Consider the following 23843-nt stretch of genomic DNA (forward strand, 5'->3'; position numbering starts at 1 on the left):
TTAGCAACGAATAAAAAGCCTCTACTATATTGATATAATAGTAGAGGCTTTTTATATGCGTGTTACGTTACTTATCTAAAATAACTTATGGTGCAGACTGTAACGTAATCATCCATATCTCAGATCGTGTACCCAGCCTAAACGGCACTGCCCCAATACCATAACCTGACGTTACCAAAAACTGCGTATCGGCTATTTCTTTGGTGCCATAGTTTAGCGGTGTAAACCAATCCATTAATATCGTTAACGGAAATATCTGCCCACCATGGGTATGACCAGACAGATGCAAATCAACTGGCAGGACGCTGATCTCATCCATGGCGCTAGGACGATGTTCCAAAAATATCACTGGTTTATCTGTCTCTACTTGCGTCAATAACTCATCCGCTGACAGTCTGGTACGATCTATATCGTCAGAGCGCCCCACCAGCCATACTGAGTCATTTAATAGCACACTCTCATTATCAAGGGCTTTGATACCAGCTTCTTCCACCGCCTGAGTGATCTGCTTGTCATAACCGAAATAATCGTGATTGCCTAAAGTCGCATAGACGCCAAGCGGTGCTTTTAGTTCTGATAATTGCTCATGCATATTAGTATTATCGTAAGCAATCGTCGTGTCATTCATAATGTCACCAGCGATAACCACCACATCAGGATTTTGCGCATTGATAAGGCTAATCATTTTCTTTATCTGCCGATTACCAAACCACCTCCCTAGATGCGTATCAGAAACCAAGGCAATTTCCATTGGTTTATCTAAAACTTTATCTGTCGTTACTGTCAGACGATGTACGACTGGCGAATAGGCATTAAATACTGCCAAGCTCACAATACTGATATAAACGACAACGGCAAACGCACGGATGATTATTGGTCGTGGTTGTTTTTTAAAAATCTGACTATGAACTACTGCAATCACAGCCGTTATTAAAGCGGCATAAAACATGAAACCTTGTAATATACTAACGACCAGATAAACATGAAAACGCTCATGCCAAAACTCACTGAGCCCGTAGATGAGAAAGAGATTATTAATCAGAAAAGCACTTAAGACCAAAAGGACTTTACCAAAGCTTTGTTTTGGTTGGATCAGCCAGTAGAAGACGATGCTGCTCATAATCGCAAGCAGTTGGGTGATGAGGATAAAAAGCCACATAGTAAAATTCAATCAAACGAAGACGGACGTATAGTACGTCAAGATTCTTACCTATTGAAGACAGAGTCTTAGTTTATTGAAACTTTATAGAGCTTGTATATCAATCGGTTCTCGAAAAAAATAAGCAGTGGATTGTTTCATGTGAAACAATCCACTGCTTATTTGATGACAATTACTTTTAATTATTATTATTTTTAATCCTAAAAACTACTTTCTTAACCACTATTGCTATAATACTTGCTGCTCTAACGCTTGCTTCAGCGTTGGCTGCTTAAACTCATAACCTGCGCTCTGTAATGCTTGTGGTATTACTTTTTGTCCATCGATCAATAATGTCGACATCTCGCCAAACATCAGTTTGAGTAAAAACTCTGGTAAAGTAAAAAAGGTCGGACGATGTAACCATGCCCCCAATGTTTTAGTAAAAGTATGATTGGTCACTGGATTCGGCGCAGTCAGATTATAAACGACGGCTGGCGTATCATTTGCTGTCTTTAGCGTATTATCGTGTGTGGTGGATTTGTTAGTTTGCCCAGCATTATTAGTAGCATTGTTGCCAGCCAGATGCTGCTCAATGATAAATATGGCTGCCCCTACCCAATCTTCGCGGCTCACCCAGCTCATGATTTGCTGACCATCGCCCAACTGCCCACCGACACCCATTTTAAATGGTGTCAAAAGCTTGCCGAGCATACCGCCTTCAGGATGGATAACCACACCGGTACGCACGATAGCCACCGGTACGCCATATTCGATTGCTGTCAATGCTAATTGCTCCCATTTATCACATAATTTATGGGCAAAATCTATCTCAAAGCCACTACTTTCGGTCAGTGGTTTATCGCCTTGTGTACCGTACCAACCAATCGCTGAGCCACTGATTAGCAATTTCGGTTTAATACTGCTGCGAGCAATAAACGCCAGTAATGATTCGGTAGGCTTAATACGGCTGGCAAGCAGTTGCTCTTTGCGCGCATCGCTCCAACGCGCGTCAGCAATACCCGCACCCGCTAGATTTAAAATCACATCAAAGCTTTTATTAGAACTTGCCAGCTCATCATAGGCCATCATATTGATATCATTAGGGTGTACTTGACTGCTATCACGCGTGAGCCAAGTAATATGCACGGTTTTTTTCTGCGCACGATAACGTGCCATAATCTCTTTACTAAAAGCACTCCCTAGAAATCCTGAGCCACCGCTAATTAAAATATCCATGTCCTACTCCCTATATGTATGAATTATTCTATTTATTACTTATTGTTCAGTAAAACTTAACCCTTTATAACCATCGTCTTCTTTTTTGGTACTTATATCAAAACGACTTTTACATACTTTTGGTAAAGCAATGCAGCTGGCGACAGCTGAATTGACGGCACCAAATAGTCCTATGCCAGCCATAAAAGCTACTAACACGCCAACCTCTATCCATGAGTTGATGCCTAAATATAGAACGATTGCGCCCATATAAATTGCTGAGGTTATAAACCCAACTAAAAACGTCGTGCGTATACTTTTATGGGCGCCACGCCATATCTTTTGACTGGCGATGACAATGCCGGTTAATAAAGCAGGAATAAAACCAAGCAGACCGACATATATTAGGGGTTGATAACCAATCTGAGCGAAATCTGCATTCCTAAAAACAAACAATAAAACCAGCTCTGCAATCAGTCCGCCAACCACACTACTAATGCCTGCGAAAAGAATGACTACTTGTAAATAAGGGTAAGCACCTAAATTATTATCCGTTTTCATTATATTTATCCTATTAACATTGCTCGTTAATTGAGTATAAATAGTGCGTTGGTAGCGATGATGGATTTGCTATGAAGAACTGATGAATAAAGAATTGATAGTACGAAATTTTTCGTTGATATTTAGCGAAATTTTAGGCAAAACGCTTACGAATAGGACAGTCACTATTATTATTATTATTATTTTGATATTTGTCTTTTAATTTATTCCAACGATTATGTATAAAGTCTATCGCAACAGCGGTACTTGGCAATACATGCGCTTTAGTCAGGTGTGGCGCTGCCGCATCTAAACGCTTGGCGAGCGCCGGTAAATGATTGGATGGCACGGCGGGGAAAAGATGATGCTCTACATGATAGAGTAAGTTAAAAGTTAATAAGTTGACCAATGGATTACGCTCGGTGCGGGCTATCGTCTCATCACAATCATGATGCACACCCCACACCGCAATGATACCGACGCTGGCATTGGCCAATGTCATGGTTAGTATGTGATACATCAATATTTGCGCTAACATAGCAAGAGCAGGAATAGTAAAGGCGGTCAATACGAGGGCAACCAAGACGACCAAAACAATCAAACCAAACTCTAAATACGCGATACGCTGATTACGACGACTACTTAGACGCAGTCCTTGGCGATAAATATCCAGTCGGTAAGTGACACCACCTAACATCGCTCGCCATCACGATACTTTTGCCAGACTGCCCTCAATATCACTGTCGCCCAATGGATCACGATGATGCGCCATATGAGTAGCTCGAATGCTATGCAAGCTAGTCATCAATAGCACGCTAAGCAACAGCAATATCCCAGTAGTCGTGCGTTTACCCGTTCCTAAACTATGATGATAGCCATCATGAGCTTGGCGAAAAGCTGCGGCAAAGAATAAATAAGACGCACCGCATGCCATTACATACCAAGATTGACTGGCAAACCACCATGACAGCAATAAAAATGGATAAGGCAAAATAATATTATAAGCAATTTGACCGCGAGTTAGCTGGCGCAAGTCTTGCCACTGCACTACGTTGATCGCATTTTTAATCGCTATGTTTTTATTATCCTGTGTGTTATTCGCTTTCATATGACACATCCATTTGTTATTACTATGAAAAGAGCTAATAAAACTTCAATCTATTACATAAATTTCTGTTATAACAGAAATAAATACCTAAATTTTTTATTTTGAATATACTATTCCATCTTTAACAATTAATTATCGAAGAACTTTTTTAATACTAGCGCCCAATTTGAGGACTTTTTTAAGGATACTTGTGGGTAGTTTGAGCATCTCTGATGACCATGTGGTTAGCGTATCGACAAATTCTTGCGTCTCACGAATGCGGGCTTTAACTTCGCTGTTTTCATGCTCAAACTCAGGGCTATCCATCAATTCTTGTAAGAACTGCACCGTTGGCTCCAGTTCGCGCTTTTGCCTTTCAACGACGATGATACGAGCTAACTCCCAAACATCGGTATTGGTGGTGAAATGGTCACGACGGTCACCCAATATCGAGAGCTTTTGTACTAATCCCCAATGCTGTAGTTCTTTAATACTGTTTGAAACGTTAGAGCGCGCAACGCCAAGCGTTTCGGTTATTTCTTCAGCATTTAGTGGTTTACCGATAATAAATAACAGCGCATGAATCTGTGACATGGTGCGATTAACGCCCCACTGCGAGCCCATTTCACCCCAATGTAAGATAAACTTTTCGGTCACAGGATTAAGTTTCATAATCAGTATGTACTCGCTATTTTTAATATTTATAACTATTTCATAAAACAATTAATCAGATGAATAATCACTTCAATGACTCATGTTGCGCTATTCCTTTATTTCTGTCAAGAGTGAAATTATGAAATAGTATTTATTACTTAGTAAATTACTGTGCTTTAACGAACAATTAAACCAGTGGTCGCGTCACGAATTTGGCTAGGCAAGGTATAGCCTAATGTCTCAGCTTGCAAGTAGCTGATTTGCTCACCAAAATAAGCATATGCTTCAATAAAGTTAATCGCTGGAGGTTGAGCTGATGGGTTGCAGCTTGTGGAGACTAGCAGTCCGAATGGATTCTGAGTACTGACTAGCTGTTTACATAGTTGACGAATAATAGGATGAGCAATCACTCTCACGGCTATCGTCTGGTGCTGCCCCGTTATCCAGGTAGGAATAGTGGTCGCCAATGTCTGCGGGATAGGTAACAACCACGTATGAGCTTGCTTATATTTTAGGTCTATATGCTCACTATCTATCTGCCAGCTTTTTAGAATGGGTTTTAGTTGCGCCTCATTTAAAGGGTCTAATAAAGGTGCCAGCCGCTCTACACTATCGGTAATAACAATCATACCTTTGGCTTGTGGGCGCTGTTTAATAGCTAAAATACGCTGAACTGCTTTTTTATCGTAAGCGTCACAACCGATACCCCACACGCTTTCGGTTGGATAAACGAGCAGCTGTCCTTCTTTGAGCCACTTAGCAGCTTGAATGACAGAATCAGTGATGAATGATTTGGATTGGCTCATAGCTTGAACGTTCAGGATGATAGAGAAGTAGGCGCTAATCATAGCACAGTAGAAAGACTGACTAAGATAGTGATATTTGGAAATCAGTAGAATACTTTTAGAAAGTTAAAAGTATTGCAATATAGGACTAAACGCGTAGATAACGCCCGCCATGCACACTGACAATACCCAGTAATTCAAGCTCCATTAATTGTCCAATCAGCTGCGGTGGCGCAAGCTTGGTAGTTACGATAAGCGCATCTAAATCTTGTCCATGCCAATCAAGCTGCTCATAAACGAGCGTTAGATGCTCAGGCACGACAATAGTACTAGGAGGAGATTTGATATTAGAAAGTGGTGGCTGGTTAGCGACTATGGCGGTACTTTTATTTTTATTCGTATATTTAGCAGCTTGGCTATGATTCGTTTGAGAGCTATTAGATTCGGTAGTATCTATACTATCCACAATATCTTTTGATTTATGAGAATAACTTTCATAACCCAACTGAGCATTGACGTCCTCGAGCACCTGCTGCGGATGATAAACCAAAGTCGCGCCTTCACGTATCAAATGATGACAGCCCTCAGCATTACTATTATCAATATGACTAGGAATGGCAAAGACTTGCTTGCCTTGCTCAGAGGTCAATCTAGCAGTAATCAGCGAGCCACTTTGAATCGTAGCTTCTGTCACAATAGTCGCGAGGCTCAATCCAGCAACCAAACGGTTGCGCCGTGGAAAGGTATGTTTATGCGGCTGGGTATGCGGTAACAGCTCACTGATAATGCAGCCGCCTTGCTCGATAATCTGAGAAAACAACTTATCATGATGGTTGGGATAATTGACATCGATACCGGTACCCATGACGCCAATAGTACGACCTTGATATTCAGAATCTACCTGCGCCAATGCGCCAAGATGAGCGCGTTTATCCACGCCCATAGCCAAACCACTGGTGACGATATAACCCGCCTGCGCTAAATATTGTGCCATATCAAAGGTAGTTTTTTGCGCATGTGCGGTAGGTTTTCGGCTACCGACGATAGCGATTTGTGCTTGATTCAGACGCGACTTATCACCACGATAAAATAATAATGGCGGTGGGTCATAGATTGCTAGCAATTGCGCAGGATAGTCAGGATGATCGGCAAATAGTAGACCATAACGCCCCTCTATTAATGCTTGCTGAATTGTATCGATAATGGCGCGCGTTTGCTCTGGCTGTTCATGACGGGCAATATGAGTATGATGAATACCCAACTGCCGCCATGCTTCTGCTTTCGCCTGCCAAGCAAGCTCTGCTGCACCAAAAGAAGTAATAAGCTTATGATAAGCAGATAATGACGCATTTACCTCAGACCACAGTGCCAGTACTGCGCGCTGATGATCTGATAAAGAAAGGGAGGATGCCGTCATAATCACTTAGCTCGTATAGGCGGACTTAGAGTTACTTTCAAAAACAAGCTTTATATATGCTTATAAATAAGCAGGTGGCAGTAGCTGATCACCAACGCTGAGAGGTAGCTCCGACTCAAGCACATAAGCGTAGCTGATATTATCAAAGGTGTTGAATACCATCACCATGCCAGTAGGCTCACTCGGCAAGCGTACAGGCGTATCATTGTCTTTGATATCGCGTATGACCGCCCCTTTTTGATAAACGGTTAACACATCGCCCGGTTTGGCACCGTGCGTGCTACCTAAGTTAATAGCAACCACACTACCCTTGGCAGCTGAACTGATAGAATCCATGACGCGGACGATCATACCACCGCGATTGACAGTAGCAGGCGTAGGATAAAACACTGGCGGGATAGCATTATCAAGCTCAACAAAAACCCGATCACCTTCACGCACTTCTTTACCGTAACTGTCGATAAGCTGCAAGCTCGTAACGCCATTGGTTTCTGTAGAAGTGACCAAGCCAGTCGCTACCTGTGTGACTTCTAAACCTATAACTTTTTGAGTCTTAGGCTCAACATACATCTCGCCTTCACGATAGATGCCATAACGCTGACCAACGATAAGTGGCACGCCTTTGGCATAGACTTTATCACCACTTGCGGTGATTAAGTTACCCTTTTTAGAGGCCAATATATATGGTGTGGTATTAAAATCTTGCGGATTGACAATAATGGTTTTATCAAGCCAATGCTGAATAGCAGACCATGGAATAGGCGGAATGCTATTGACCGATGAGGTAACAGCAACCGTGCTGGCAACCACATTACCTGTTAGTTGTTTTTCGACCCCAGCACAACCTTCGCCAGTGTCCACACCAATCAACGTCTTACCTTGAATCACACATAGAATCAGAATATCATTAGGATAAATGAGATTGGGATTTTTGATTTGCTTATTGGTTGCCCAAATCTCTTTCCAGCGCCATGGACTGTCTAAATAGCGTCCTGATATATCCCATAAAGTATCGCCTTTTTTGACAATGTAGCGATTGGGTGCATCTGCCTTGATTGTTGGCGGTGGATTATTAGCGTGGGCAGTGCTCATCAGCATTGCACCACTAAAGGTCGTAACCAATAGCGCTTTTACGATATTTTTTAAGCTCATCTTCATTGTTATATCCACAATATGTAACGCTGTTAGCGCCATAATTACCGGTATTTAAGCCTATTAATTACTCTGAATACTTTATCATTATTTAAAAAACAATGATAAAAACTAAGAGCATTATTGACTGACAGTACCGTTATCATAACGTCTATAGAGCAGCTATTTAGTGTCATTGACTGATGTGATTGACGGGTATGATTGCTAAAAAAGCGTCTAGAACAATAATGACTCGCCGACGCTATTTCTAATATTACAATTATATCTACCATAACACAATCATAAACACTTTATTACAATAGCGTAACCTTTAATTGGATATTAATCTTAATAAGCTATGTGAATATCTAGAGCTGTTAAGCTGGATTTGGCGTGACGTGCTGACGGATTTGCTTGGCGACTAACTCAGCGTTATTATCCAGTATCACCACATATTGCGGTAAACTTTCCAACCCTTCTGTATGAGCTGGGCGGGCAATATCTATTTGACCAATTGCTTCGATGATAGTCTCAGCAAACTTCACTGGAAGTGCCGTCTCTGCACAAACAATCACTTCGCCCTCTTGCCGCAGCTCTTTAGCAACCTTTATGCCATCCGCAGTATGCGGGTCTACCAGCTCACCGTACTGCTCATAAAGCGTTTTGATAGTGTCTAGTCGATCACCATGAGTAGATTTACCAGCGGCAAAACCATAACGCGTGTTGACCGCTTGCATCAAGTCAGATAAATTAAAGCCTTGACCCGACTTTACGCCTTCAAATAACTCTTTAACACGGGTACTATCTTTATCGAGTAATAAATATACAAAACGTTCAAAGTTAGAGGCTTTAGAGATATCCATCGATGGGCTTGAGGTTACATAGGTTTTATCGGTCGGACGCGGCTGGTAAGCACCCTGGTTAAAGAAGTCATTGAGCACGTCGTTTTCGTTAGTCGCAACGATTAAACGCTCAATTGGTAAGCCCATCTCGCGGGCGATGTGACCAGCGCAAATATTACCAAAATTCCCTGACGGTACGCTAAAGCTGACTTTTTCATTGTTGTTTGAAGTCACGGCGAAGTAGGCTTTAAAGTAGTAGACAATCTGCGCCAGTATGCGACCCCAGTTGATAGAGTTCACTGTACCTAAGTTATAAGCCGCTTTAAATTCAGCATCTTGTTGTAAAGCTTTGACAATATCTTGGCAATCATCAAACATACCATCGATAGCGATATTATGGATATTATCGTCTGTTAAACTATACATCTGCGCGCGCTGAAATTCACTCATCTTGCCATGCGGCGATAGCATAAAGACTTCGATATTATCTTTACCACGCAAGGCGTATTCTGCCGCACTACCGGTATCACCACTGGTCGCGCCGATGATGGTAATACGTGCATCTTTTCTTTTAAGCACATATTCAAAGGCATTGCCTAAGAACTGCATGGCTACATCTTTAAACGCCAATGTTGGACCGTTCGATAAACCTAGAATATATAAATTATCTTCGAGCTTGCGTACAGGAACAATCTCTTCACTACCAAATATATCAGCGGTATAAGTACGTTCAATAATATCTTGTAAGTCAGCCACAGGAATATCGGTCGCAAAGCGCTGCATAATCGCCATGGCAAGCTGTGGATAGCTAAGCGAGCGCCACTCATCAAGCGTCGCACTATCAATGCTTGGATAATGCTCAGGCAGCATCAGACCACCGTCCGGTGCAAGACCCATCAAGAGTACATCACTAAAATCCATCGGCGCTGTCTGACCACGGGTACTGATATATTTCATTAGATTGTCCTGTCTACAATAATGTTGTTCAATATTTAAAACGGTTTATTCAGCAGTTTTGTGCAGCAAGGCATAATAAAAACCATCACCACTGTTGCTATCAATAGGCAAGCATTGACGACCAATAGCTTGCGCGATACCCCAGCTGCAATCTTCGCTAAATTCAATCGCTACTGCATCATCATGATGACTAACAAAGTCCTGCATTTGCTCGACGTTTTCTTGCTTTAAAATAGAGCATGTCACATACAGCAGATAACCACCGGCTTTCAATTGTGGCCATAAGTTATGCAAAATATCTGCTTGTAATAATGCGGTTTGCTCGACATCTTCTTCGGTACGCAAGATACTGATATCAGGGTGACGGCGAATCACGCCAGTCGCTGTACAAGGTGAATCAAGTAATATAGCGTCAAATACGGGTTCGTTTTTATCTTTTTTACCAGCGCCTTGCCATCTGGTGGCATCGGCACAGACAATTTTTAGCTCAATTTCTTTTTTAGATTGCTGTAAATCTTGCTGTGTTAAATTCAGGCGCTGTAAATTTTCATAAATACGCTCAATACGCGGCGCTTCATTATCGATAGCGGTTAGCTTGATTTTAGAAATCGTAGACGTTACTTCTGCATCGCTTTGTTTCACGTGAAACAAAGGCGACTGCTCAGCTGAGCTTATGAGTTCTAACCAATGAGCAAGCTTACCACCAGGTGCTGCGCAAGCATCTAAAATATGCAGCTCGGCATTTTTAGTGTCGCTATTAGCGCTGTCAGCATTATCATTCTCAGCGCTAATCTTATTCATCAAAGCTTTATGAATAAGTGGTGCAGCAAGCTGAGCATGCATATCTTGCACGCTGGCAGCACCTTCAGCGAATTGTGGCAAAGCGCTGACTGCTGTACTTTGATGTAGTCTTAGACCTTTGGTTGATAGAGCCATAGATATAGCTGCATCTGACGAGTTAGGTAAGTTAAAACCGCTCGTTAGCTCAACTAAATCCGCCTCAATCTCTGTCTCTACCAATGCTTGCTGATAGCTATCGACAGAAGTAATAGAAGCATTCACACGTAAAAACATGGGCGCAGGTTGACGTAAACCTTGCATCAGATCGTCATACTCGTCACTCCAATCTTGCTTGAGCTGATAGGCAAGCCAATTAGGTAAGCTGTGTTTTTTATCACACTTCTTACGGAATTTACTTGGGTTCTTAGCGACTTTACGCAAGATGGCATTAATTAAACCAGTAGCATGAGCAAACCCAATTTCTTTCGCTGCTTCAACCGTTTCATGAATCGCCGCATGATCCGCCACTTCTAAGTATAACAATTGCACCAAACCTACTTGAATAGTGGTACGAACTTCTTTTTCATCAATGGAGTTATCAGCCAGACTATCCAGTAGGCGCTCAAGGGCATACCATTGACGCAACGTGGTTAGTAGCAACGCATGGGCAAAACCTTTGTCACCATCGTGCAGACTGTTTAATAATGGGTCAAGAACGCTTGCGAGTGATTGACCGTTTTGAATAGCCAGTAAAGTTCGAATCACGCGGACGCGGACGCTACCATTCATAATAAGGTTGCTTGACGGTTTAAGTTTATTATTTCTAGGCGCAGTGCTGGTTTGTCTCATTAAATTGGATTTCCTTGACGTATGATGAATAGCGTCTTGTGCAAGTTGGGTTATTTATAAGTAAAGTAGATTAAATTATTTCGGATCTGTCGTGAACTGGTCACCATCGTTTAGCTGATTGCCATGACAAATCTGCTCAGCCGTCATCGGCTTACCACCAGCAAACTGTAAATTGGTTATGGCTAAAGTACTGGCCAGTTGCCCATCAGCAGGAGTTGTATTATTAGTAGTTTGCTCAGCATTATTTTCTTTGCCACAGGCAACTAAAATCGCTTTACGCCCAACACTGATAACGGTACCAGCAGGCTTCTCAGTTTGCTGTGAGGCATTAACAGGCAAGCTGGCTAATATTTTAACGCGCTGCCCTGCTAAGAAAGTGTAAGCACCCGGCCATGGTGTCAATCCACGGATTTGCCGCTCAATCACAGTAGCAGGTTGCCCCCAATTAATTTCGCCTTCAGTTTTGACCAATTTTTCAGCATAATTAGCTTGGCTGTCATCTTGAGCAATAGCCTGTGCTTGATAGTTGGCTAAGTCCTGTAGCACCGTACTGATAGCGGTCGCGCCAAGAGCAGCCATCTTATCATGTAGGCTGGCAGCCGTATCATTAGCCTCAATACTGGCGCTGACTTTATAAAGCATGTCACCCGTATCCAGCCCTTTATCCATCTGCATAATAGTAATGCCTGTCTCATCATCGCCAGCCAATAGTGCACGATGAATCGGCGCTGCACCGCGCCAGCGCGGCAATAATGAAGCATGAATATTTAGGCAACCATAAGTAGGCGTGGTTAACACCCCAATAGGTAAAATGAGTCCATAAGCAGCTACAATCATGAGATCTGGCTTATAAGTACGCAAGGTCTGCCGCGCCGCCAACCCTTCTGTGCTCGATTTTTTAAAGGTAAGAGGTTGCTCAACGGCGATATCATGCGCCAATGCCACTTGCTTTACGGCAGAAGCAGCCAGTTTTTGTCCACGTCCTGCCTTGCGATCAGGCTGCGTATAGACGGCGACGATGTCTATATTGAGCGCTTCTTGCTGCTTAATTAATGCCTCAAGGCTGATAGCAGCAAACTCCGGAGTACCAGCAAATACCACTCTTAACGGGTTATTACGCTGCAGCTCGTCAGCAATCGTTGTTTGCTGAGTTTTAGTAGTATCAAAGGTTGAATCAGGGGCGCAAGCAAGTGTCGTCATAGTTAGGCATTATTGATAAGTAATTGCCCTATTATAGGTGAGTTTGTAGTGTTGTGCCATGATTGTAATAGCCTCAATCAAGCGCTACTAATGACGCTATTTATCTTTATAATAGCAATAAGACCTCGTCTCATTTTTTGAATTGTCATATAGCACTTATTTATCCATTAAGGAGTGACAAGCAAATTTAACAGAGATATCGAAAATTCACTATATGCCATCATGCCGACTTAAGGTCATGCCTTTATGCAACAGTTTCAGTCTCTACAACGCTTGCTGATTTTCTATATTTTGACACTGCTGGCCATGTTGTCATTGTATTATTTCACGATGTTTTATGAGATGAGAAATGATAGCGAACAGCGCAGTATAGAGGCTTTTCATTCATTGCAATATGAGATTACTGAACACGCCAATCCTATAGATGCTGAGATCAAAGAAATATTAAAAAAGCCCTTTTTTAAAGATATTAGTTACCAGCTAATTTTTATGCTGCCGTCTGGTCAAACGTATATTCACCGCTATACCCAGCCTAATGAGCGTGAATTTACTGGCATCATGTTTCCTAACATTGTCACCTCGTTGCAATCGGATAGTCGTATTCATAGTGCCTATACACTCACCAATCATAGTTTAGTAGGAAGCATTAAGCTTGACAGTGGTCATAATATTTATACGATATTGCGTCATAAACCGCTTGATATTAATTGGATATCTTATCGATATTGGCTTCCGTTAATGACAGCCATCATGTTTTTTGCCTTAGCATTACTTTATACGTTAAAGCGCCGTGCCAATTGGGAAAAGCTACTACTTTATACCGACAACTTAAGTAGCCACGCAAAAGATGGCTATACCCCACCGCCATTTATTGAAAAAGGAACCACGCCTGAGTTTTTGCAATTGGGTCACTCACTCAGTCGTATCAATTATCAGCTGCATAGCAATCATCGCCGTATTACCACGCTTAAGCATCGTTTAGAGCGTTTGGTTGATCACGCACCACTACCCATGCTGATGATTATGAGACATGGTCAGATTAGCTTTTTCAATCAACGTTTTGAGCAGGTATTTGCGACTTCGTTTCAAAGTGATAGCAACTATCATCTGACAGATTTCGTCTTTTCTGAAGATACATCCACTCAATTACTGCTACAAAAACTGGCTAATCTTCGTGTTACACGCACACTTATAGTCTATGGATTGGTGAATAAAAAAGCCTATCAATTGCATATTACACCGTGGTTTGGTGAGCATGGACAAGTTCATGGTTTTACCGTACTGCTCAATAATATTAATGAGCTGGTCAATCAGACTGCGGACTTACAACAAAAAAACCTGCAAATGCAGAGACAGTTGGATGAATTTAACACACTCAAATCAACCATGGGACGTGATTTACGCCTGCCATTAGAGGCGATGATTGACACGCTCGAACCCATTGATCCCACTACGTTAACGGCCGATCAGAAACAGATCTTAGATACCTTGATTCAAGCCAGCCACTCTATGCTCATCATGCTCAATGATATATTAGATATAGGGGAGATAGAAACTAGGAAAAGCCGCCTTAGCATTGAGCCAGTCGACATTTATAGGATTGGACAACAGGTTAGTCATTCATTAATAGATAGTACAAGGCAGCATGGGCTTGAGCTGCTGTATTTTTTTACCCCTGATTGTCCGCGTTGTATTAATACTGACCCTAAGCGTTTGCAACAAATATTACGCAATTTATTAGATAATGCCATCAAATACACCACTGCTGGCTATGTTGCACTTACCATCGAAGCGGTTAACGGCGCACAGTTATCAAACACTAAAGACGGCGACGGCTTAATACCGGTAAATGAAAGCAATAAAACAAACCCATCACATGACTGGGTTCGTTTTAGCATACAAGATAGCGGAATAGGGTTAGAGACAAGCAAGCAAAACCAATTGAACACTTATTTTAATCAAGCGCTTAAATCAGAATACAATCGAGCAAATAATCAAGCAAATAATCAAGCAAATAATCAAGCAAATAATCAAGCAAATAATCAGGCATACCTGCAAACAGAGAGTCAAATAAGCCCTCAAAATCTTCAGGTAGGCATTGGACTAACGACTTCTCATAGTTTTGCTAAATTATTAGGCGGCTTTATTGAAATACAAAGTACGCCCAATTTAGGAAGTATTTTTAGTCTTTACTTACCTTGTCGGCATCCAAATTATCAACCTATCTACCATCTCAATCATCATTTAAAGCACATTCATCTCATCGCTATTATCAATCAACCACTTGCCGCTGAGCATTTACAGCGCTTATGCAAGCATTTATCCATACCAGCGACCATTTCCACTGCTATAAATAGAGCGACCTTACAACAGTTAACAGATGAGTTGGCACAAAACGAACAGACACTCGCCCCTATCCTACTGCTGGATTATGAATATTATGAAAGCATCACTATCGCTTTATCAACTCAGATAAAAACTGATAGTAAAAACATCAGTCATAAACAGCTAACCCATGTAAAAACTGAAGTAGAAAGCGACGAAGCGAATGCTCTAGAGAGACAACTTAACTTAGAAAACAAGGGTTCTATAAATATTGATAGACAATATGTTTTGAATCATCTACTGGCTAAGCCGTTGCTACCAAAGATATTACTGAGTATGAAGTCTGAGCGCCGCATTCCTTCTAGCTTATTAGATAAATGTGACGGCTTTTTAACCAAGCCACTAGATGCGACGTTATTGCTATCTGAGCTACTGCGCTTGACGTTACCAATTAGGCAGAATCTCATACCACAAGCAAGCGTTAAAGACGATAATAGCCCGTTAGCAGCAGACAATACTGCGAGCGAAATCTTATCGCCTCTTATACTAGTGGTCGAGGACAGTCCAACCAATCAGAAAATAGCATGTAAAATATTAGCTAAACTCGGCTATCGTAGTGTGGTGGCAGAAGATGGGCAGCAAGCGTTAGATGTATTGGAAACGCAGCGGCAAGAGATTGCTCTTATATTAATGGATTGCCGGATGCCGGTGATGGATGGACTACAAGCGACCCAAGCTATTCGAGCGCAAGGCGATGACATTCCTATCGTTGCACTCACTGCAAACAATACTGAAGAAGACCGTGCTGCATGTTTAGCAGTGGGAATGGACGAGTTTTTATCTAAACCGATTAATAAAAATAAGCTTCAAGAAGTCTTAGAGATCCTTATTAAAACTTAATAAGTCTCTAAAACCCATGATTGATATCAGTGAAGATATGGTTGTGATTACTGCGACCAAAGCCCAATAGAGGCTTCGAAAACATTATTCTATTAACACTCTATTTTTTGAACTGAATTAACTAGACATGACTCACTTCATAAAGCCATTGTCTGCTAAGAAAGCTTCGGTAATAGCGCTTTGCGGACTGCTGGTGTTGTTCGTGTCTGTGTGTGACTTAGTTAACAAACGTTCTAAATAGCGAGCCACGATATCCACCTCCACATTGACCTTGTCTCCTACTAACCAATGCTGCGATATATTCGTGATTTGAGCGGTATGCGGAATGATATTAAGAGAGACGATATTGTCACGTACTAAATTGGTGGTGAGACTGATGCCATCAAGAGTAATTGAGCCTTTAGTCGCCGTATAGTGCGCCAACTCCTGTGGTATCTCGATTTCTATATAAATAGAGCGCGCATCCTTTTGTAGTTTACTGACCACCCCTACACCATCGACATGACCGGCCACAATATGACCGCCAAAACGTGTGGTCGGAAGCATGGCCTTTTCTAAATTCACAATATGACCTGGCTTCAAATCTTCTAAAGCGGTACGAGCAATAGTTTCACGTGAAACATCCACAGCGTAATAATCACTACCAAAATCCACAACGGTCAGACAAATACCATTAGAAGCAATAGAGTCTCCCAATTTCACGTCGCTGAAATCTAATCCAGCAGACTCTATCGTTAAGCGGATATCGCCACCTATGGGTTGCATAGATTTAACTTTTCCGACACTTTCTATGATTCCAGTAAACATATTGACCTCTTGTCATTATTGTATAGTCGATCCACTATAAAAAAAATACAGTGCTACTGGGATAAGTATTGTGCAGCCTCTGTCTGCGCAGGCACAGCAAGCAAGGAAAACTTATATCAGTAGCGCGTTATAATATTTGTGCTTATTTTATTTAGGACTGACTATATTGTCATTGTAGGCGGTATTTTTAATTTGAGCACATTAGTAATATTAAGCATCTAGCATACAACTAAAATAATAGTGTGAGTCACGACATAAGCTCTGCTAAGACTAATGATGGGATAAACTGTGGATAAGTAAAGATAAATCTTTATACATTGGTATAAAAACCTTTATTTTTAAAGAGTTATCCACAATAGGGCTGTTTCTTAATATCTATTTTGAATACTATTAACTTAAAACTAAAGTACTGATTAATAACGGATTATGTAATAAAAATAGTGGTAATCATAACTAATCTGTTTCATGTGAAACAAAGTTATACACAGTTCCATGTGAAACCAGTATTAAAAACTTATATTTATCCACACCTAAAGATTTTATATAGTTTTTTGTGGATAAGTCATTGAAAAATAAAAAGCTTTATGACGGCAGCAAGGTAAGCTTAAGATCACTACCAAGCTGTTCATGAGTATGAATATCAAAGCGTAGCTGCTGCGCTAAAGACAACGGATTGATATCAACCATAGATCGTGCTTGTTGACCTAACAGGCACGGCGCTTGATAAACAACCAGCTCATCTACCAGCTGTTGTTGCAAGAAACTGCCAGCAACGCTAGCGCCCGATTCTATCAATACGTCATAACGCTGGTACTCACTGACCAAAACCTTTAACAATTCACTCAAGTCATCTTTACGCCAATAAAGTGTGTCGGTACGACGGCATAACTGATAGTCAGAGTGTAAATGATGCTCTAACCGTTCTCGCCTATCAAGCACCACCACCATAGGGTTCGGAACTTGCTCAGGCGTTACACCTAATTGGCTAGAGCGTACGTTTAATTGTGGGTTATCGACGATAACCGTTTCGCTACCAGTAATAATAGCGCCACTCTGCGCTCGCAGCTTTTGGACATCTTCGCGTGCTGCTGGACCAGTAATCCACTTGGATTCCCCATTTGCCATGGCTGTACGGCCGTCGAGACTGGTGGCAATCTTCAGTCTCACATACGGCATTTGGGTACGCATCGCCTTCAGGAACCCTTTGTTCAAAGCCTCTGCCTGTGTCGTTAGCACGCCTACAGTGACCTCAATGCCCGCTTGCTCTAACAATGTAACACCGCGACCCGCAACTTGTGGGTTTGGATCTAGACCCGCGACGACGACACGTTTCACACCAGCTTCAACGAGAGCCTGCGCACAAGGCGGCGTACGCCCTGTATGACTACAAGGCTCCAAAGTCACATAAGCAGTAGCCCCCACGGCTCGCGCACCTGCATCTTTTAGCGCAAAAACCTCAGCATGTGGCTCTCCAGCTTTAGGATGAAATCCTTGACCGACCACTTCTTCTGCTTGGACAAGCACACACCCTACCGCAGGATTTGGTCTTGTGGTATACAAACCACACTTTGCCTGTTCAATGGCAAGCATCATAAAGTAGCGGTCTTTTGCATATTGCGAGTGGCTTAAGTTTGGCATAAGGGTGGACTTAATAAATAATTGGTCGTGACTATTGAGAGGCTTATTTTATAAAATAAGCATAGTAAGCTTGAAAAAAACCTAAGTAAGAAAGATTACATGCTTTATTTATCAATGGGGCGAATGTTGGCAATTTCTTGATGAAAAGCATCGATATCCTGAAAGTCACGATAAACACTGGCAAAGCGTACATAAGCGACATCGTCCAGTGTTTTAAGCTCGCTCATGATAATTTCACCTAAGACTTTACTGCTAACCTCACGCTCACCCATTTGCCGTATACGCTTTTCAATACGGCTAATCATTCCCTCTTGCTCATCGATGGTAATAGGGCGTTTTTGCAGTGGTAATAAAATCGAGCGCCGCAGCTTGTCATTATCATAAGGTTCAATCTTACCGCTTGATTTGATGATACGCGGCATCACCACTTCGACTACCTCAAAGGTAGTAAAGCGTTCTTGACAGCTATTACATGAGCGGCGGCGACGTACTTGCGCACCTTCAGCTGCAAGCCGTGAGTCGATTACTTTTGTCTCTGACGCATTACAATAAGGGCAATGCATACGGCTTTCCTTGTCTTAATATTAAGCACAATAAGAGATACTAATGACTTTAAATGTTTGTAGGTAAAGACTTATCAATGGAACTCATCTTTTAATAACAAACCATCAAATTACTTACCAATACAAAAGCTGCCAAAAATCTTACCTAATAAATCGTCTGCGCTGAATTCACCAGTAATCTCAGCCAAACTTTGCTGGGCTTGGCGCAAGCTTTCAGCAACTAACTCGCCCGCTTTAAAAACCGTTAACTGCTCATGAGCTTCTGCTAAATGCTCAGCGGTTCTTCTTAAGGCATCTAAATGCCTTGTACGAGCGATTAAGCTATTTTCTGGTGGATGGAAACCTACTTTAGCACACAAGGTCTCGACTAAGTCATCAATACCAGCACCTGTTTCACATGAAACATTGACTTGTTGGTAACCTCGGCTAGTAATTTCTAATTGAGAAGCAGAAGTCATTTTTTCACTGCTACCATCGTTTGACAAACCACTTAATAAATCGCTTTTATTAGCAATGATTAATAAGCGCTTGGCTTCTGGCAACTCACCAAACAGCTGCTCAGCCAACTGTAATGGTGTACTCTCTTCTTCAAGGTCACGGGTGACGTCATAAACCAAGAGCAATATATCAGCTTGGGTAATCGCCGTACGCGCACGCTCGATACCGATGCGTTCTACCGTATCTTCCGTATCGCGCAAGCCTGCCGTATCAGTTAAATGTAGCGTCAAACCATTGAGCACCACAGTTTCATGCAGGGTATCGCGCGTCGTACCCGCCACCTCAGTGACGATAGCGCGCTCTTGACCTGCCAGACGATTAAGTAAGCTTGATTTACCGGCATTCGGTCTGCCTGCCAGTACCACATGAATACCATCACGCAATAACTGTCCTTGCTTTGCCGTTGCCAATACGTGCTGTATTTTTTCTTGTGTCTGCTCAAGCTTATCTTGTATAACCCCATCGGATAAAAAATCAACATCTTCTTCATCCGGAAAATCAATCGCCGCTTCAACATGCAATCGCAAGTGAATCAATTGCTCAAGTAATTGGTTAATCTTTTGTGAAAACTCACCGCTGAGCGAGCGTATGGCACTACTGGCAGCGGCGGCGCTGGTTGCATCAATAGCATCAGCGATGGCTTCTGCCTGCACAAGATCCAACTTATCATTATCAAAGGCGCGATAGGAGAACTCTCCAGCGTTTGCTTGTTTTGCACCCAGCTCAAACGCCCGCGCTAGCAGCTGGTTTTGTAAAATCATGCCACCATGCCCTTGCAGCTCAACGACATCTTCACCGGTGAACGAGTGCGGACCCTTAAAATACAGCACTAAACCTTCATCAATGACCGTACCATCAGCCTGATAAAAACGACAAAAACTGGCCATACGCGGCTTAAAAGCAGACTTGCCAGTAAGCTCACAGGCGATAGTATATGCACGTGCACCAGACAGACGAATAACCCCGACACCCCCACGCCCCAGTGGTGTTGCAATCGCAGCAATTGTGGGTAGGCTCGACAAATCAGAATCTTTAGATGAATCAGGGGCGGCTAACGCCATCTCTTGGGAATCCACAATCACTCTCAATAACTAAAAGCACCATTATAGACGGCTTGGCGCATACTGACAAAGCAAACTTTAAAGGGCCGTATGTTGCTATCCTTAAAGCATGTCAAAAACGATACAGTGCTGCCAGGATATGTTTTTCGCAATACAGAGCTTTAATTCAAAAAACTCTAAGTATTTGGCGTATAAAAAAACCACCGCCGTAGCGATGGTTTCTTATAAGAAGACAGCTTATTTACTGATTAATCCAGCACTTTAACGGTACGAAGTTTTTGCTCTTCTTCGACTTTCTTGTTGACGATATACTGATGCGTCATACTAAATAAGTTATTCACGGTCCAGTATAGTACCAAACCTGCTGGGAAGAACAGCATGAACGCAGTAAAGATAATCGGTAAGAACTTCATCACTTTCGCTTGCATCGGATCAGCTGGCTGCGGGTTTAGCTGCTGCTGTATAAACATCGACGCACCCATCAATAGCGGCAGAATGAACCACGGATCCATCGCTGATAAATCCTGAATCCATAAGATCCACGGCGCATGACGCAGCTCAACACTTTCAACTAGAACCCAATATAATGCTAAGAAGATAGGCATCTGCATCAATATTGGCAAACAACCAGCCATTGGATTGACTTTTTCTTCTTTATAGATGCCCATCATTTCTTGCGACATCTTCATGCGATCGTCGCCGTGCTCTTCTTTTAACGCTGCTAGACGCGGTGCGATAGCACGCATCTTCGCCATTGAATAGTAACTCTTATTAGAGAACCACATCAATGCGAACTTCACTAAGATGGTCAAAAGAATGATTGACCAACCCCAGTTGCCGATAACCTTATGAATACCATCCAAGATTGCAAATAATATCTTCGATATTGGCCATAACAAACCATAATCGACGGTCTGATTTAGCCCTACCGCTACATCTTTAAGCTCAGACTGTACCTTTGGACCTGCATACAAGGTTGCATCTAAAGTGACTTGCTTATTTGGACCCACATTGACAGGCTGACTGTTAAAACCGATAAAATAATCATCACCGGTTTCGCGACTAAAGAATTTACCAGTGAAGTTTTCAGGCGTCCATGCAGATACGAAATAATGCTGCACGATACCAACCCAACCTTTATCGCTAGTGGTGGTCAACGCGCCATCGTTAAACTTACCAAATTTCAGCTTGTTATAAGGGTCATCAGGTGTACCCCAAGCGCCGCCCAAATAAGTCGCCATACTCAGCGCACCTTTATCAGACATGCCAGGGTCTTTACTGTTATCACGTTTTAATTGTGCAAACATCTGCCCTTGCCACGCTTTCGCAGAGGCGTTTTGAATCTGATAACTGATATCAATAGGGTATTTATCTTGCGTAAAAGTAAAGGTCTTGGTGATTGTCACGCCATCTTTTTGATAAGTTAGCGGTACTGATAACGTTTGCTGACCTTTTTCCATCACATAGTTATTCGCGGTATGACTGTATTTGGCGCGACCTTCTGCCGTATCAATACCATCTTTACCAATCAGACCAGACTGAGCGACATAAACGCGATTACTATTATTTTCTAATAATACAAAAGGCTTATCGCTATCGAGCGTCGCATCATACTGCTTTAGCGCAGCATAAACGATGTCACCGCCTTCTGGGTTGATTTTGATGTCATAGCGATCAGTAGTGACGGTGATTAGTCCTGCATTGGTAGCAGGTGTGGCGGTCACAGTACCATTATCAACGGTACCGTTATCGACAGGTAGCGTCTGTACTGGAATATCACCTGCTGCACCGCTAGTAGAAGGAATATCAGCTCCTACTGAAGTTGCAGTTTCTGGCACCGTGTCTACAGCTGGGGCATCTGCATAATCATCACGCCATGCCAAAATCAGCAGATAAGCGGTGATTAACATCGCAATGATGATCATCACCCGAAATATCTTTTGCATAAACCTTTCCTAGATTAAAAAATTAGGGAATAAAAAACTAGGGCATGTGTTATGACTACCACACGGCATTAACCCATATAGCTAGCGGTAATGTCAGCAGTCAATCACATAAAATGTTCATCATTTTACTAAAAAACGACTCTAAATGATACCAACAGTGTGGATAACTTGTGGGTAACTCGATAGACAGCCTGAAACGCTCAGTCGAACTTAAGTTTTATGTCAATTTCATCATATGGTTTAGGCGAGGAACATAGCTCTTATGATCTCTATAAACGTATAAACCCTGAGCCTTGATATAAGCTTTGATATGAGCTGACGTAGCACAAGATACGTATTGATAAGTATAAGAAGCTAAAGGTAGCGGTACAAAATCAATGCCATGTCCGCCCAAAGGATGACAGCTGCCAAGACGTTTTAATAAAAGCCAACTACCTACCCAAACACCATGCCAAGCTAAAGCTTGCTTACCATAATTTGAACAAGTTGGATAATATCGACAACGAGCAGGTAAGATAGGACTTATTATTTTTTGATAAAAAACAATAAAATTATAAAATAATTTATAAAAAATTTTATTTAATTTTATTAAAATAAAATTCATTTTATTTTATTTCTATTTTTTTAAAAATATTATTTATTTCACTTTTCAATTCTTTATTAGTCAAATCTTTAATAGAACTTTTAATAATGAAAACAATATCTTTGTTTTCTAAACTAATAGCCTTTACTCGAAACTGCTCACGTATTTGACGTTTGATTAAATTTCGCGCAACTGCCGTCGGTACTTTACGCTTCGTAATCGCCATGCCGACTCGTGGTTTATCATGAGTATTGGTACGCACAAAGGCCATTAAGTGACTCTGATGAAGTTTACGTTCAGGAGCATCGAATACCTCACGGAAGGCTGCAGGCGTGAGCAAGCGCTGCTCTTTAGTGAAGCGGTAGGTAGGTGTAGCTGAAACATTATTGGACATAGTACAACCTAGTATAAGAACTAATAGCAGAATTAGAAATAACGGTAAAATGCAGAGACAAAAAAAGCGCCGATGTGGGCGCTTTTAATATATGGCTGAGTGTCAGTTGTGATGATTGACTATCGCAATCTATAAATAATAGAAACACAACAAGCCATGTTCATCGTAATTTACTGATTATACAGTAAGACGATGACGTCCTTTAGCGCGGCGACGAGCTAAGACCTGACGGCCTTTTTTAGTTGCCATACGAGCACGGAAACCGTGAGTACGCTTACGCTTGATCACGCTTGGTTGGAATGTACGTTTCATAACTCACCTATCAAAATAATGGACTGAATTCCTAATAACGGAGGATTATATCATTGCATCGCATTTTGGTCAATAAACTAATTTAGACTGTTTTTATAGCAATGTACGACTGCTTTCAATTATTCTTGCTTGCTGTTACCAGACGTGACAGATATTGCAGAAATGCATATCGGTTGCACTGTATCGTTTTAAAATTAAATAAATACTATTTTGAACGG

The 23843-nt window shown here is 41.8% G+C and carries 21 protein-coding genes; 1 reads left to right on the top strand and 20 read right to left on the bottom strand.

Annotated elements, in window-relative coordinates:
* Positions 1–85: 85 nt before the first annotated feature.
* The 12 genes from DABAL43B_RS14030 to fmt form a co-directional block, all read right to left on the bottom strand.
* A complete protein-coding gene (locus DABAL43B_RS14030; protein ID WP_079692956.1) occupies positions 86–1159 on the bottom strand; it encodes a metallophosphoesterase in 1074 nt (357 codons plus the stop codon).
* Between the two features lie 228 nt (positions 1160–1387).
* Positions 1388–2377: an epimerase gene (locus DABAL43B_RS14035; protein WP_079692957.1), complete on the bottom strand. Its 990-nt coding sequence runs from the start codon at positions 2375–2377 to the stop codon at positions 1388–1390.
* Between the two features lie 39 nt (positions 2378–2416).
* The gene (locus DABAL43B_RS14040) at positions 2417–2917 is read right to left on the bottom strand and encodes a hypothetical protein (protein ID WP_079692958.1); all 501 of its coding nucleotides are present in this window, start codon (positions 2915–2917) and stop codon (positions 2417–2419) included.
* Between the two features lie 133 nt (positions 2918–3050).
* Complete coding sequence (locus DABAL43B_RS14420) at positions 3051–3593, bottom strand: fatty acid desaturase (RefSeq protein ID WP_227516703.1); 543 nt, start codon at positions 3591–3593, stop codon at positions 3051–3053.
* Between the two features lie 9 nt (positions 3594–3602).
* Positions 3603–4004: a hypothetical protein gene (locus DABAL43B_RS14425; protein ID WP_227516704.1), complete on the bottom strand. Its 402-nt coding sequence runs from the start codon at positions 4002–4004 to the stop codon at positions 3603–3605.
* Positions 4005–4136: 132 nt separating this feature from the next.
* Positions 4137–4655, bottom strand: coding sequence for a GbsR/MarR family transcriptional regulator (locus tag DABAL43B_RS14050; RefSeq protein WP_079692959.1), 519 nt, complete (start codon positions 4653–4655; stop codon positions 4137–4139).
* 158 nt (positions 4656–4813) lie between these two features.
* Entirely contained in the window at positions 4814–5443 is a 630-nt protein-coding gene (locus tag DABAL43B_RS14055) for an L-threonylcarbamoyladenylate synthase (RefSeq protein ID WP_079692960.1), read from the bottom strand.
* Positions 5444–5570: 127 nt separating this feature from the next.
* Positions 5571–6839 (bottom strand): DNA-processing protein DprA, encoded by a 1269-nt coding sequence (dprA, locus tag DABAL43B_RS14060; protein WP_171996359.1) that lies wholly within the window; start codon positions 6837–6839, stop codon positions 5571–5573.
* Between the two features lie 60 nt (positions 6840–6899).
* Positions 6900–7997, bottom strand: a complete 1098-nt coding sequence (locus DABAL43B_RS14065) for a LysM peptidoglycan-binding domain-containing protein (RefSeq protein WP_413771819.1) — start codon at positions 7995–7997, stop codon at positions 6900–6902.
* Positions 7998–8347: 350 nt separating this feature from the next.
* Positions 8348–9769, bottom strand: coding sequence for a threonine synthase (gene thrC, locus DABAL43B_RS14070; protein WP_079692962.1), 1422 nt, complete (start codon positions 9767–9769; stop codon positions 8348–8350).
* A gap of 45 nt (positions 9770–9814) precedes the next feature.
* Complete coding sequence (locus tag DABAL43B_RS14075) at positions 9815–11398, bottom strand: transcription antitermination factor NusB (RefSeq protein WP_079692963.1); 1584 nt, start codon at positions 11396–11398, stop codon at positions 9815–9817.
* A 75-nt stretch (positions 11399–11473) separates the two neighbouring features.
* Positions 11474–12598 (bottom strand): methionyl-tRNA formyltransferase, encoded by a 1125-nt coding sequence (fmt, locus tag DABAL43B_RS14080; RefSeq protein ID WP_079692964.1) that lies wholly within the window; start codon positions 12596–12598, stop codon positions 11474–11476.
* A 246-nt stretch (positions 12599–12844) separates the two neighbouring features.
* Here fmt and DABAL43B_RS14085 point away from each other — a divergent pair, with 246 nt between their 5' ends.
* Positions 12845–15823: a response regulator gene (locus tag DABAL43B_RS14085; RefSeq protein WP_079692965.1), complete on the top strand. Its 2979-nt coding sequence runs from the start codon at positions 12845–12847 to the stop codon at positions 15821–15823.
* 132 nt (positions 15824–15955) lie between these two features.
* Here DABAL43B_RS14085 and DABAL43B_RS14090 read toward each other — a convergent pair whose 3' ends face one another.
* The 8 genes from DABAL43B_RS14090 to rpmH form a co-directional block, all read right to left on the bottom strand.
* Entirely contained in the window at positions 15956–16630 is a 675-nt protein-coding gene (locus DABAL43B_RS14090; RefSeq protein ID WP_079692966.1) for a riboflavin synthase, read from the bottom strand.
* A gap of 582 nt (positions 16631–17212) precedes the next feature.
* Positions 17213–18268 carry a bifunctional diaminohydroxyphosphoribosylaminopyrimidine deaminase/5-amino-6-(5-phosphoribosylamino)uracil reductase RibD gene (gene ribD / locus DABAL43B_RS14095; protein ID WP_079692967.1) on the bottom strand — a complete coding sequence of 352 codons (1056 nt, stop codon included), beginning with the start codon at positions 18266–18268 and terminating at the stop codon, positions 17213–17215.
* 104 nt (positions 18269–18372) lie between these two features.
* Positions 18373–18831, bottom strand: coding sequence for a transcriptional regulator NrdR (gene nrdR, locus DABAL43B_RS14100; protein WP_079692968.1), 459 nt, complete (start codon positions 18829–18831; stop codon positions 18373–18375).
* A gap of 110 nt (positions 18832–18941) precedes the next feature.
* Complete coding sequence (gene mnmE / locus DABAL43B_RS14105; RefSeq protein ID WP_079692969.1) at positions 18942–20390, bottom strand: tRNA uridine-5-carboxymethylaminomethyl(34) synthesis GTPase MnmE; 1449 nt, start codon at positions 20388–20390, stop codon at positions 18942–18944.
* Positions 20391–20638: 248 nt separating this feature from the next.
* Positions 20639–22336 carry a membrane protein insertase YidC gene (gene yidC / locus DABAL43B_RS14110; protein ID WP_079692970.1) on the bottom strand — a complete coding sequence of 566 codons (1698 nt, stop codon included), beginning with the start codon at positions 22334–22336 and terminating at the stop codon, positions 20639–20641.
* A gap of 217 nt (positions 22337–22553) precedes the next feature.
* Positions 22554–22940: a membrane protein insertion efficiency factor YidD gene (gene yidD, locus DABAL43B_RS14115; RefSeq protein WP_079692971.1), complete on the bottom strand. Its 387-nt coding sequence runs from the start codon at positions 22938–22940 to the stop codon at positions 22554–22556.
* 1 nt (position 22941) lies between these two features.
* Positions 22942–23313 (bottom strand): ribonuclease P protein component, encoded by a 372-nt coding sequence (rnpA, locus tag DABAL43B_RS14120; protein WP_079692972.1) that lies wholly within the window; start codon positions 23311–23313, stop codon positions 22942–22944.
* A 177-nt stretch (positions 23314–23490) separates the two neighbouring features.
* Positions 23491–23625, bottom strand: a complete 135-nt coding sequence (rpmH, locus tag DABAL43B_RS14125) for a 50S ribosomal protein L34 (protein ID WP_007394757.1) — start codon at positions 23623–23625, stop codon at positions 23491–23493.
* Between the last annotated feature and the right edge of the window lie 218 nt (positions 23626–23843).

The sequence above is a fragment of the Psychrobacter sp. DAB_AL43B genome, assembly GCF_900168255.1.
Lineage (GTDB): Bacteria > Pseudomonadota > Gammaproteobacteria > Pseudomonadales > Moraxellaceae > Psychrobacter.

Coding starts and splice junctions, on each gene's coding strand:
- thrC (WP_079692962.1), bottom strand. CDS start 9,769: ATGAAATATATCAGTACCCGTGGTCAGACAGCGCCGATGGATTTTAGT.
- DABAL43B_RS14050 (WP_079692959.1), bottom strand. CDS start 4,655: ATGAAACTTAATCCTGTGACCGAAAAGTTTATCTTACATTGGGGTGAA.
- rnpA (WP_079692972.1), bottom strand. CDS start 23,313: ATGTCCAATAATGTTTCAGCTACACCTACCTACCGCTTCACTAAAGAG.
- rpmH (WP_007394757.1), bottom strand. CDS start 23,625: ATGAAACGTACATTCCAACCAAGCGTGATCAAGCGTAAGCGTACTCAC.
- DABAL43B_RS14040 (WP_079692958.1), bottom strand. CDS start 2,917: ATGAAAACGGATAATAATTTAGGTGCTTACCCTTATTTACAAGTAGTC.
- DABAL43B_RS14085 (WP_079692965.1), top strand. CDS start 12,845: ATGCAACAGTTTCAGTCTCTACAACGCTTGCTGATTTTCTATATTTTG.
- DABAL43B_RS14030 (WP_079692956.1), bottom strand. CDS start 1,159: ATGTGGCTTTTTATCCTCATCACCCAACTGCTTGCGATTATGAGCAGC.
- DABAL43B_RS14425 (WP_227516704.1), bottom strand. CDS start 4,004: ATGAAAGCGAATAACACACAGGATAATAAAAACATAGCGATTAAAAAT.
- fmt (WP_079692964.1), bottom strand. CDS start 12,598: ATGACGACACTTGCTTGCGCCCCTGATTCAACCTTTGATACTACTAAA.
- mnmE (WP_079692969.1), bottom strand. CDS start 20,390: ATGGCGTTAGCCGCCCCTGATTCATCTAAAGATTCTGATTTGTCGAGC.
- DABAL43B_RS14075 (WP_079692963.1), bottom strand. CDS start 11,398: ATGAGACAAACCAGCACTGCGCCTAGAAATAATAAACTTAAACCGTCA.
- DABAL43B_RS14420 (WP_227516703.1), bottom strand. CDS start 3,593: ATGTTAGGTGGTGTCACTTACCGACTGGATATTTATCGCCAAGGACTG.
- nrdR (WP_079692968.1), bottom strand. CDS start 18,831: ATGCATTGCCCTTATTGTAATGCGTCAGAGACAAAAGTAATCGACTCA.
- ribD (WP_079692967.1), bottom strand. CDS start 18,268: ATGCCAAACTTAAGCCACTCGCAATATGCAAAAGACCGCTACTTTATG.
- DABAL43B_RS14065 (WP_413771819.1), bottom strand. CDS start 7,997: ATGAAGATGAGCTTAAAAAATATCGTAAAAGCGCTATTGGTTACGACC.
- yidD (WP_079692971.1), bottom strand. CDS start 22,940: ATGAATTTTATTTTAATAAAATTAAATAAAATTTTTTATAAATTATTT.
- dprA (WP_171996359.1), bottom strand. CDS start 6,839: ATGACGGCATCCTCCCTTTCTTTATCAGATCATCAGCGCGCAGTACTG.
- DABAL43B_RS14035 (WP_079692957.1), bottom strand. CDS start 2,377: ATGGATATTTTAATTAGCGGTGGCTCAGGATTTCTAGGGAGTGCTTTT.
- yidC (WP_079692970.1), bottom strand. CDS start 22,336: ATGCAAAAGATATTTCGGGTGATGATCATCATTGCGATGTTAATCACC.
- DABAL43B_RS14055 (WP_079692960.1), bottom strand. CDS start 5,443: ATGAGCCAATCCAAATCATTCATCACTGATTCTGTCATTCAAGCTGCT.
- DABAL43B_RS14090 (WP_079692966.1), bottom strand. CDS start 16,630: ATGTTTACTGGAATCATAGAAAGTGTCGGAAAAGTTAAATCTATGCAA.